This is a genomic window from Mucilaginibacter sp., assembly GCF_028288185.1.
Classification (GTDB): Bacteria; Bacteroidota; Bacteroidia; order Sphingobacteriales; family Sphingobacteriaceae; genus Mucilaginibacter.
Genome location: NZ_JAQBOF010000017.1, coordinates 20,212 through 31,542 on the forward strand (window position 1 = coordinate 20,212; position 11,331 = coordinate 31,542).

Consider the following 11,331-nt stretch of genomic DNA (forward strand, 5'->3'; position numbering starts at 1 on the left):
GTATCTTCGCCGCGATAAATATAATAACAATATAAACAAATACTTTTGTGAAAATAGCTGTAGTAGGAACAGGATATGTAGGTTTAGTAACCGGGACTTGTTTAGCCGAAACCGGCAACCAGGTTATCTGCGTTGATATAAACGAGAATAAGGTAAAAATGATGCAGGAGGGTAAATTGCCTATTTATGAGCCTGGATTAGAATTGCTTTTTACCCGTAACTTAAACCAGGGCCGATTGCATTTTACCAGCAACTTGGCGGATGCTATAGAAGAAGCTAAAATTATATTTCTTGCTTTACCTACACCTCCGGGTGGCGATGGCTCAGCCGATCTGAGCTATGTATTGGGTGCATCAAAAGATATTGCAAAATTAATTACAGAATATAAAGTAATAGTAACCAAATCAACTGTTCCAGTTGGTACAGCCGATAAAATTACCGCTGTGCTGAATGAAAATACAGATGTTGAATTTGCGGTAGTTTCTAATCCGGAATTTTTACGTGAAGGTGTAGCTGTTGAGGATTTTATGAAACCTGACCGTATTGTTATTGGCACTTTAGATGAACGCGCACGCAAGTTAATGGGCGAGCTATACGCGCCGTATATGCGGCAGGGCAACCCGATTATTTATATGGACCAGCGCTCGTCCGAATTGACGAAATACGCGGCCAACTCTTTCCTGGCCACCAAAATATCATTTATGAATGAGATAGCTAACCTTTGCGAATTGGTTGGTGCCGATGTTGACATGGTTAGACGTGGCATTGGTGCTGATGACCGTATTGGCCGTCGTTTCTTGTTCTCGGGCATAGGTTATGGCGGTAGCTGTTTCCCCAAAGATGTCCAAGCGCTGGCACAATCTGCAAAAGAGATAGATTACGATTTTAAAATATTAAACGCGGTTATGGATGTTAATGATATCCAACGCAAAATACTGGTTGAGAAGGTAAAGAAATATTATAATGGCGACTTAAAAAATAAAAAATTTGCCATTTGGGGTCTTGCCTTTAAACCCGAAACTGATGATATACGCGAAGCCCCGGCTTTGTATATTATTGAAGAATTATTGAAAGAAGGTGCGACAGTAGCAGCTTTTGATCCTGAGGCAATGCCCAATGTTAAAGGACTAATAGGTGATATCATAACATATACAGACAACCAGTACGATGCATTAAAAGACGCAGATGCGTTGTTAATACTGACAGAGTGGTCAGTATTCCGCACACCTGATTTTGATCAGTTAGAATCGCTTTTAAAAGCAAAGGTTATTTTTGACGGGCGTAATTTATACGACATACAAAAAATGATAGACTGTGGATATTATTATAACAGCATAGGTAGAAAAGTAGTAAGCTAATGGCACGTAAACATATATTAATTACCGGTGCTGCCGGCTTTTTAGGCTCGCATTTGTGCGACAGGTTTATTAAGGAAGATTACCATGTTATTGGTATGGATAACTTGATAACTGGTGATCTGCGCAATATTGAACATCTATTTAAACTGGAGAATTTTGAGTTTTATAATCATGACGTTTCCAAGTTTGTATATGTTCCTGGCGATCTGGATTATATACTGCACTTTGCATCGCCTGCCAGCCCTATTGATTATTTAAAAATACCTATTCAAACTTTAAAAGTAGGCTCATTGGGCACACATAATTTGCTGGGATTGGCACGCTCTAAAAAAGCCAGGATGCTTATCGCGTCAACATCCGAAGTATACGGCGACCCTAATGTTAACCCGCAACCCGAAGAGTATTGGGGTAATGTTAACCCGGTTGGCCCGCGCGGGGTGTATGATGAAGCTAAGCGTTTCCAGGAAGCTATAACGATGGCTTACCACACATTCCATGGTTTAGAAACCCGCATAATACGGATATTTAATACTTATGGCCCGCGTATGAGGCTTAACGATGGACGGGTATTGCCTGCCTTTATTGGCCAGGCTTTACGCGGCGAATCATTAACCATGTTTGGCGATGGCTCACAAACCCGCTCATTTTGTTATGTTGATGATTTGATAGAAGGCATATATCGCCTATTGCATAGTGATTACGCTCAGCCTATGAATATTGGCAACCCGGATGAGATCACTATTCGCCAATTTGGTGAGGAAATCATCAAGCTAACGGGCACCGATCAGCAATTAATAAGCTTGCCATTGCCTACTGACGATCCAAAACAGCGCCGCCCGGATATTACCAAGGCTAAAGCTATTTTAGGTTGGGAGCCAAAGGTTTCAAGAAGCGAAGGCTTAAAAATAACTTATGAATACTTTAAATCACTTCCTGAAAAGGAAATACAACATAAAGACTTTACTTATTATAACAAAAACTAATGGCTAAAATATTAGTGACAGGTGGATTAGGCTTTATAGGCTCGCATACGGTTGTTGAGCTGGTAAATGCAGGCTATGAACCGATTATTGTAGATGATCTTTCTAATTCAGATCCTAAAATAATAGATCAGCTTGCAAAAATTATAGGTTACAAGCCACCGTTCTATAAACTTGATCTTTGCGATGAGCAAGGCACGAAAGAGTTAGCCGTAAAAGAACCTGATATTACCGGCATAATCCATTTTGCCGCTTTTAAAGCAGTTGGCGAATCGGTACAACAGCCTATAAAATATTATCGAAATAACTTTTATTCGTTATTAAATGTATTAAACGCTTATGAAGGTAAACCAGTAAACTTTGTGTTTTCATCAAGCTGCACTGTATATGGCCAGCCTGATAACTTACCAGTTACAGAAAGCGCCCCGGTTAAAACAGCCGAATCGCCTTATGGCAATACCAAGCAAATAGCCGAGGAAATGTTGATGGATATGCAAAAAGCCGGAAGCAGCTATAAAGTAATATCGTTAAGATATTTTAACCCGGTAGGGGCACACCCAACCGCGTTAATTGGCGAGTTGCCTATTGGTGTACCTCAAAATTTGTTTCCATTTATCACACAAACAGCCATTGGCAAACGCGAAAAAATTACCGTCTTTGGCGATGATTATAATACGCCCGATGGTAGCTGCATACGTGATTATATACATGTAGTTGATTTGGCCAAAGCACACGTAGCTGCCTTAAAATTAATGGAGACAGAAACATTTAAAAGCTATGATGTTTTTAATATAGGTACAGGTAAGGGTAGCTCTGTATTAGAGGTTATACACGCTTTTGAACAATCAACTGGCGAGAAATTAAATTACCAGATAGGTCCGCGTCGTAGCGGAGATATTGAACAGGTTTGGGGCGATGTTACCAAATCAAAAAACGTTTTAAAATGGCAAACAGAGCTGGATCTGGATACCATGATGCAGTCTGCCTGGGATTGGGAAATATATATATCTCAAAACCCATTATAATATTATGATGAAAAAAATTATTATTACCGGCGGAGCTGGTTTTATAGGATCGCATGTGGTGCGCAGGTTTGTAAAAAATTACCCTGAATACAGTATTATCAATTTAGATAAACTTACTTACGCCGGTAACCTCGCCAATTTAAAGGATATTGAAAATGCGCCTAATTATAAATTTGTAAAAGGCGATATAGTTGATCTGAAATTCATTCAACAGCTTTTTGCTGAAGAGCAGCCCGATGCTGTTATACATTTGGCTGCCGAGTCGCATGTAGATAGATCAATAACCAATCCGCTGGAGTTTGTTATGACTAATGTTGTGGGTACGGTAAATTTACTAAACGCCGCCCGCGAAAATTGGAAGGGCCAATATGATAAAAAACGTTTCTATCATGTATCAACTGATGAGGTTTATGGTACTTTAGGCGAGGAGGGTATGTTTACCGAAGATACGGCTTACGATCCCCATTCGCCTTATTCAGCATCAAAAGCCAGTTCAGATCATTTTGTAAGGGCCTATTATGACACTTATGGCATGGATACTGTGATATCTAATTGCTCCAACAATTACGGATCATTCCATTTTCCCGAAAAGTTAATACCGCTGGCTATTCATAATATACAGCAGAAAAAAGCAGTACCTGTATATGGAAAGGGCGAAAATATAAGAGATTGGTTATGGGTTGAAGATCATGCCCGCGCAATTGATTTGATATTTCATAAAGCTGCAACCGGTACAACATATAACATTGGTGGTCATAACGAGTGGAAAAACATAGACCTTATTAAAGCATTGTGTACTATAATGGATAAGAAGCTGGGCAGGGAAGATGGTGAATCGGCGCAATTGATAACTTTTGTTACAGATAGAGCCGGCCATGATTTGCGTTATGCCATTAATGCCACCAAGCTACAAAAAGAGCTAGGCTGGGTGCCGAGCATTACTTTTGAAGAAGGGCTTGAAAAAACTGTTGACTGGTATCTGGCAAACGAAGAATGGTTAACCGATGTAACATCAGGCAATTACCAGCAGTATTATACAGAACAATATAATAATCGCTAAATGTTAAATTTCTTTAAAAAGAAAGGAAATAAGGTAAATCCGGATTTTAATTATGAGTCGGTCATAGTTGATATGCATTCGCATGTTTTACCGGGTATTGACGATGGAGCACAAAATCTGGAGGAGTCTATATACCTGATTAGGAAAATGATGGATCTGGGCATAAAAAAAATCATTGCTACCCCGCATATAATGGTTGATTTTTACAGAAACACGCCTGAAACAATTAACGGCGCGCTTGAAATATTAAAAGCCGAGTTAAAAAAACAAAACATCGATATAGAAATTGAAGCTGCTGCCGAACATTATTTTGATGAAACTTTTGAGAAACGTGTGAACGAAAAAAAATTAATGGCCATGGGCGATAATTATGCCCTTTTTGAATATTCATTTATTAGCCCCCCGCCCAATGCATTTGAGGTTATACAAAGAATGATAGAGTGGGGTGATTACAAACCCATATTGGCACATCCTGAAAGATATGCTTACATGACAGTGGAAGAAATGGCCAATTTACGTGCCTGGGGTTGTAATATGCAGCTAAACACCATATCATTAACCGGCTATTACGGTAAGGACGTTAAGAAAAAGGCAGAGGCTATGATTGATAATGACATAGTTGACTTTATATCAAGTGATATGCACCACCAGCGCCATGCGGCAGCATTTAAGGATGCTTTGAATTTTCCGCATCTGCAAAAAATCCTTTCTAATTATCCGCTTAAAAATATAATGCTGAAGTAGATATACAGATAGGCAAATGCTTATTTAACTATTTATCCCTTAATTCATCTGCATATTTGCACATCCGCATATCTGCACATTAAACCTATTCGTATCTCAGAGCCTCAACCGGGTCAAGTCTGGAGGCTTTTTTAGCAGGATAAAAACCCGACATCAGGCCAATTAAGGTACAAAGCGCGATAGCCGAAAAAAGCCACAACCACGGAACAATAAATTTGCCGCTTATTTGTATAGCTATGAGATTGCCCATAGCCATGCCCAGTATAATGCCGCCTATACCACCTATAAGGCATATTACAATAGCCTCTATTAAAAACTGCTTGCGTATAACTGCCGGCGTAGCACCAATGGCTTTGCGTATACCAATTTCGCGGGTGCGTTCTGTTACCGATACGAGCATAATATTCATAAGGCCAATAGCCGCGCCAATTAAAGTAATTATACCTATGCCAAAACCAGCTATGGTCATTCCTGTTAATTGTCCGGACAGTTGTTGTTGTACCGAGTCGCTGCGTGTAATTTCAAAATTATCGGCACTGCCTACCGGTAGGCTACGTATGTTTCTGAAAAGCGAGGTAGCTTCGCCAATACTTGCGTCAAAACTGCCGCCGCTGGTAACCATTACTGTAACCGCGAATGATGGGTTGGTTATATTTGATATTTGTTTAGCTTTTAATATAGGTATGGTACACAACCTGTCGCCACCACCTAAACTGGAGCTGCCTTTGGATGCAAAAACGCCGATCACCCTAAATTTATTACTGCCAACAAAGATCGACTTATTAATAGGGTCGCTGTTTTTAAAAAGCTTGGTTTTCATCTCATCACCAATAATAACCACATTGGCGCCATACTCCAGCTCAGATTCTGAGAAATTACGACCTAACGCCAATTTGTAGCCATTAGTTTGCAAATAGTTTTCGTTAGTGCCGGTTATCTGGATGTTTGGATTGGTTTTTTCACTACCGTACTTGGCAATAGCAGATCCGGATATATCTAAATTTATAGCTACTAATGCCGGGAGCTTATATAGTGTTTTAAAGCGTTGGGCTTGGTCATACCGTATTGATGGATATCTTTTTCTGTGCCCTCCGTTACCAAAATTAACCCCCGACCCACGGTTTTGGATGGTAAAAGAGTTAGCCCCTAAACTTGAAAAAGCATCGGTAGTGTATTGTTTTATACCTTCAATCGCGGTTAATATGCCCACTAAAGCCATAATACCGATAGCGATAATTAACGATGTAAGCGATGTGCGTAGTCGGTTTCCCGCTATAGATTGCAGGGCTATGGATATGTTTTCTCTAAGAGTGGTTTTTACCGGCATGGTATAAATATAAAAAACTTAAGGATAAGAGTGTTCAAGGTGCCGGTTTGTTACAGTTTTTAAGTATTAAAATAGTAAGCTTTAAACCTAATATTGTTAAATGACAGGAATGTGGTAAATTCACATTATTAATTGAAACATCATGAAAACTATCAGATCAATATTTACAACCCTGCTATTATTAATAATAGTTGCTAATGCACGCGCCCAGGCACCTGCCGTAAGTACATCAATAAACAATGTTGTTACAACTTATTTAGATGTAAAGAGTGCGTTAACAGCTGACGATGGTGCGGTTGCAGAAAGTAAAGCAAAACTTTTATATGCACAAATTGGCACTGTACCGGTTAAAGATATGTCGGCCAAGCAACAAACAATCTGGAAAAGCTATGTTGATAAACTAAGCTTTGATAGTCGCCACATTAGCGAAACAACAGCAATCGATCACCAGCGTGAACATTTTGCATCGCTTTCAAAAAACATGTACGCGGTATTAAAAGCGTTACCTGTAAATAACACAGCAATTTATTGGGAGTATTGCCCCATGAAAAAGGCCAGTTGGTTAAGCGATAAGCCGGCAATTGAAAATCCTTACTATGGTAAAAGTATGTTGGATTGCGGGAGTGTTAAAGAAGTTTTGAAGGCAGCGAACTAGAGGAATAGAGCCAAGAATCAGGAGTTGGTTAGATGGCCGATAACTAAAAAGAGTTAAGATTTAACACCTGCTTAGGTCTTAAATCTTGACTCTTGTATCTTGATTCTAAAAAAAGTTATACCGCAAACGAAGTGCCGCAACCGCAGGTACTTGCCGCATTAGGATTAGCAAATGTAAAGCCACGGGCATTTAAGCCATCCTGGAAATTTACTTCCATACCCATTAAATACATGCCGTGTGCTTTGTTCATAAAAACACGCAAGCCGTTTATTTGATATTCCTGGTCGCCATCTTTTTTCTGGTCGAAACCTAAAACGTAGCTCATGCCAGAGCAGCCACCACCTTCAACGCCAATGCGCAAGCCAAAATCGTCGCCAATTTCTTGCTGATCTCTTAATTTGTGTAATTCTTTAACGGCTCCTTCTGTAAGGGTAACCGGTGCGGGTGCAATTTCAACAGCAGTACTCATCTTATTTTTAATTAACTACACAAATATAAGGTAAAATGCGGATTTTTGTTTCCGCAGTATTATTTATGACCTGCGCCTAACATTAAACTTAACATGGTAGCATATACTTATTTATTAGATATTGTAAAATACACGGTTGCCGGCCTTGGTGTGGTATGGATAGCCTTCTATTTATTAAAACCATATTTAGACCGGTCTGAAAATATACAATTGATAGAACTGAAAAAAACCATCAGTAGCCAAACATTGCCGTTAAAGCTACAGGCTTATGAGCGTGTGGTATTATTTATAGAGCGTATTAACCCGGCTAACCTCCTTGTCCGCCTAAATAACCCCGATTACTCGGCTGCCGAATTATATATGCTGATAGTAGCCGAACTGCGTAACGAGTATCAGCACAACGTAACACAACAAATTTATGTAAGTGCAAATACCTGGACGATTGTAAAACGTTTAAAAGACGAAACCCTGGGCATAGTAAACAGTGCTATTAAAAATCTGCCCGAAACCGCTACCGGCTTGGAGCTAAGCAAAACTATATTGACGCATATAAGCCAGTCGGATAATAACCCGTATGATATTGGCCTGAGTTTGATCCGTAAAGAACTGGAAGAATTATTTTAGCAGCAATGGCGGGTAAACGTACAACTACATCGGGTATTGAAATTAAAGAGGTTTATACCGAACCTTCTAAAATGAACGAATTGCCCGGCGAGTTTCCATATACCCGCGGTATACAAAAAGATATGTACCGGGGAAAACCCTGGACCATGCGGCAATACGCCGGCTTCTCCACCGCCGAAGAATCAAACAAACGTTACCATTATTTATTGAGCCAGGGTACTATGGGCCTGTCGGTAGCTTTTGATTTGCCTACACAAATAGGTTATGACTCTGACCATGAACTGTCCGAGGGTGAGGTGGGTAAAGTTGGTGTAGCTATTGATTCATTAAAAGATATAGAGATATTATTTGATGGTATTGAGCTAAAGGATATCACCACGTCGATGACCATTAATGCTACCGCGCCAATTTTGCTGGCCATGTATATCGCGTTAGCAAAAAAGCAGGGCGCCAACTTAAATGAATTATCGGGCACCGTACAAAACGATATATTAAAGGAGTATGCCGCGCGCGGTACTTATATATATCCGCCTGCACCATCTATGCGGTTAATAACCGATGTGTTTGAATATTGCAGTAAAGAAGTACCCAAGTGGAATACCATATCCATATCCGGCTACCATATCCGGGAAGCGGGATCTACTGCGGTGCAGGAACTGGCCTTTACTTTGGCTAATGGCAAGGCCTATTTGAAGGCAGCGTTGACTAAAGGACTGGATATAAATGTTTTCGCAAAGCGACTTTCCTTCTTTTTTAATTGCCACAATAATTTTTTCGAGGAGATAGCCAAGTTTAGAGCCGCAAGGCGCATGTGGGCATGTATTACCAAAGAATTAGGCGCTACTGATGCAAGCGCGCAAAAACTGCGGTTTCATACGCAAACCGGTGGCTCAACCCTAACCGCGCAGCAACCCATGAATAATATAGTGCGGGTAACCACCCAGGCGCTGGCGGCGGTATTAGGTGGTACGCAATCATTACATACCAATGGGTATGACGAAGCTATCGCTCTGCCAACAGAGGCCGCCGCGAAGATTGCTTTGCGTACTCAACAGATCATTGCTTTTGAAAGCGGTGTTACTGATACGGTTGACCCCCTAGCAGGATCATACTTTATAGAGGCGCTAACCGATGAACTGGAAGCAGCGGCGCAATTATATATAGATAGGATAGATGCCATGGGCGGCTCGGTAAAAGCTATTGAGCAGGATTATATTCAACAGGAGATAGCAAGCTCTGCCTACCAATATCAAAACGAAATTGAAAGCGGCGAAAAAGTAATAGTCGGTGTAAATAAGTTTGTGCAGGAAGAAGTACCGCTTACAAATGTTTTTAGGATTGACGATTCTATCCGCACGCACCAAATAGAAAAAATTACCGCACTAAAAGCCCAAAGGGATAACATCGCGGTAGCAAACAACCTTAAAAAATTAAAAGAAGCGGCAAATGGTAGTAAGAATTTAATGCCTTATATATTAACAGCGGTTGAAAGTTATGCCACACTAGGCGAAATTGCCGACACCCTTCGCACCGTTTTTGGTGAATATTAGAGCAATTAGGAATATTGTAAATCCACCTGAATTGTAGACATTCCTAGAATTAAGGCAATGTTGCCTCCTTGTTAAGAATGTGTTAAGTCCACAAAATTTGACATACGTAACAATAATGTGGCTAAAACAGCCAGAAACGCAATGTTTACTATTAAAGGGGATATGATGGCGTTTGTTTCATGCGAAATATAACTTTTAATCTTTAGAATTATACAATATTTAAAGCACTTTTTTTTAAATTTATTTTCATAAAAAGTGAAAAAAGAATTTTTTAATTCGCTTTTTTTCCGAATATTCGATGTTCCGTAGCAATCCCAATGAAAGTGTCGCTGGGGGGTTGAAAATCAATCTTTTACTAAAAACATATATGGAAAAAACTTGTACTAACGTCTGGAATAGCTGCCTTCAAATAATAAAAGACAACATCCCTGCGCAAAGCTTTAAAACCTGGTTCGAACCAATTAAAGCATTACGTATGGAAGGTAGCGTCCTTACTATACAAGTACCTAGTTTATTCTTTTACGAATGGCTGGAAGAACATTATGTTCAGCTGCTGCGTAAAACAATAAAAAAACAATTGGGCGATGAGGGGCGTTTAGAATATAACATTGTAGTTGAGCAATCATCGGCCAGCAAACCATATACAACTAATATGCCTTCAAACGGTAACGGCGCAGAGTCAAAACATCAGTCAATGCCCATTCCTATTTCTATAAATAAGGATATTAAGAACCCCTTTGTAATTCCCGGACTTAAAAAACTGAATGTTGACCCGCAATTAAACCGTCAATATACTTTCGAAAATTTTGTTGAAGGCGATTGTAACCGTTTAGCGCGCTCAGCAGGATATGCTGTTGCTGCCAAACCGGGCGGTACCTCATTTAACCCGTTAATGATATATGGTGGCGTAGGTTTAGGTAAAACCCACCTGGCACAAGCCATTGGTAATGAAATTAAACGCTCATTGCCCGATAAGCTGGTGCTATACGTATCATGCGAGAAATTTACACAGCAATTTGTTGATGCCTTAAAGCATAATAATATAAATGATTTTGTGAATTTTTACCAGGCTATTGACGTGCTGATCATGGATGATGTGCACAACTTTGCCGGTAAAGAAAAAACACAGGATTTCTTTTTCCATATCTTCAATCACCTGCATCAATCCGGCAAGCAGCTGATCATTACATCTGATAAAGCGCCAAAAGACCTTGCCGGTTTAGAGGAGCGTTTGCTATCAAGATTTAAATGGGGCCTTTCGGCTGATTTGCAGATCCCTGATCTGGAAACCCGTATGGCTATCCTTAAAAATAAAACTTACCAGGATGGTATTGAGTTGAGCGATGATGTAATTGAATACGTTGCGCACAATATTGATAACAACGTGCGTGAGCTGGAGGGCGCGATGGTATCATTACTGGCACAATCAACCCTTAACCGTAAGGAGATTGACCTGAACCTGGCCAAGCAGATGCTGAAGAATTTTGTAAAAAACTCATCGAAAGAAATTTCAATGGAGTATATCCAAAACTTGGTTTG

General features: G+C 40.0%; 11 protein-coding genes. 9 read left to right on the top strand and 2 right to left on the bottom strand.

All coding sequences use genetic code 11. The features are described 5' to 3' along the window. The first annotated feature begins 47 nt into the window (after positions 1 to 47). From JWQ34_RS07275 to JWQ34_RS07295, 5 genes are read left to right on the top strand one after another with little or no spacing between them, the layout of a single operon-like run. Positions 48 to 1,358, top strand: a complete 1,311-nt coding sequence (locus tag JWQ34_RS07275; protein WP_299355984.1) for a UDP-glucose/GDP-mannose dehydrogenase family protein — start codon at positions 48 to 50, stop codon at positions 1,356 to 1,358. After that, on the top strand, positions 1,358 to 2,341 hold the full coding sequence (locus tag JWQ34_RS07280; RefSeq protein ID WP_299355986.1) for an SDR family oxidoreductase: 984 nt from the start codon (positions 1,358 to 1,360) through the stop codon (positions 2,339 to 2,341). Before JWQ34_RS07275 ends, JWQ34_RS07280 begins: the two co-directional genes overlap by 1 nt. Then, the gene (galE, locus tag JWQ34_RS07285; RefSeq protein WP_299355988.1) at positions 2,341 to 3,363 is read left to right on the top strand and encodes a UDP-glucose 4-epimerase GalE; all 1,023 of its coding nucleotides are present in this window, start codon (positions 2,341 to 2,343) and stop codon (positions 3,361 to 3,363) included. The genes JWQ34_RS07280 and galE overlap by 1 nt, the downstream gene beginning before the upstream one ends. A 7-nt stretch (positions 3,364 to 3,370) precedes the next feature. After that, positions 3,371 to 4,423, top strand: a complete 1,053-nt coding sequence (rfbB, locus tag JWQ34_RS07290) for a dTDP-glucose 4,6-dehydratase (RefSeq protein ID WP_299356004.1) — start codon at positions 3,371 to 3,373, stop codon at positions 4,421 to 4,423. Beyond that, entirely contained in the window at positions 4,424 to 5,167 is a 744-nt protein-coding gene (locus JWQ34_RS07295; RefSeq protein ID WP_299355990.1) for a CpsB/CapC family capsule biosynthesis tyrosine phosphatase, read from the top strand. An 85-nt stretch (positions 5,168 to 5,252) separates the two neighbouring features. Here the strand turns inward: JWQ34_RS07295 and JWQ34_RS07300 are convergent, their stop codons facing one another. Then, on the bottom strand, positions 5,253 to 6,494 hold the full coding sequence (locus JWQ34_RS07300; RefSeq protein WP_299355992.1) for an ABC transporter permease: 1,242 nt from the start codon (positions 6,492 to 6,494) through the stop codon (positions 5,253 to 5,255). A gap of 142 nt (positions 6,495 to 6,636) precedes the next feature. Between JWQ34_RS07300 and JWQ34_RS07305 the strand changes: the two genes are divergently transcribed. Continuing rightward, positions 6,637 to 7,149: a DUF3347 domain-containing protein gene (locus JWQ34_RS07305; RefSeq protein ID WP_299355994.1), complete on the top strand. Its 513-nt coding sequence runs from the start codon at positions 6,637 to 6,639 to the stop codon at positions 7,147 to 7,149. A gap of 115 nt (positions 7,150 to 7,264) precedes the next feature. Here JWQ34_RS07305 and JWQ34_RS07310 read toward each other — a convergent pair whose 3' ends face one another. Beyond that, entirely contained in the window at positions 7,265 to 7,618 is a 354-nt protein-coding gene (locus JWQ34_RS07310; protein ID WP_299355996.1) for an iron-sulfur cluster assembly accessory protein, read from the bottom strand. A gap of 93 nt (positions 7,619 to 7,711) precedes the next feature. Here JWQ34_RS07310 and JWQ34_RS07315 point away from each other — a divergent pair, with 93 nt between their 5' ends. From JWQ34_RS07315 to dnaA, 3 genes are all read left to right on the top strand, one after another. Next, positions 7,712 to 8,242 (top strand): hypothetical protein, encoded by a 531-nt coding sequence (locus JWQ34_RS07315; protein ID WP_299355998.1) that lies wholly within the window; start codon positions 7,712 to 7,714, stop codon positions 8,240 to 8,242. A gap of 5 nt (positions 8,243 to 8,247) precedes the next feature. Next, positions 8,248 to 9,792, top strand: a complete 1,545-nt coding sequence (locus JWQ34_RS07320) for a methylmalonyl-CoA mutase (protein WP_299356000.1) — start codon at positions 8,248 to 8,250, stop codon at positions 9,790 to 9,792. Between the two features lie 367 nt (positions 9,793 to 10,159). Then, the coding region (dnaA, locus tag JWQ34_RS07325; RefSeq protein ID WP_299356002.1) for a chromosomal replication initiator protein DnaA at positions 10,160 to 11,331 on the top strand (1,172 nt) is incomplete at its 3' end.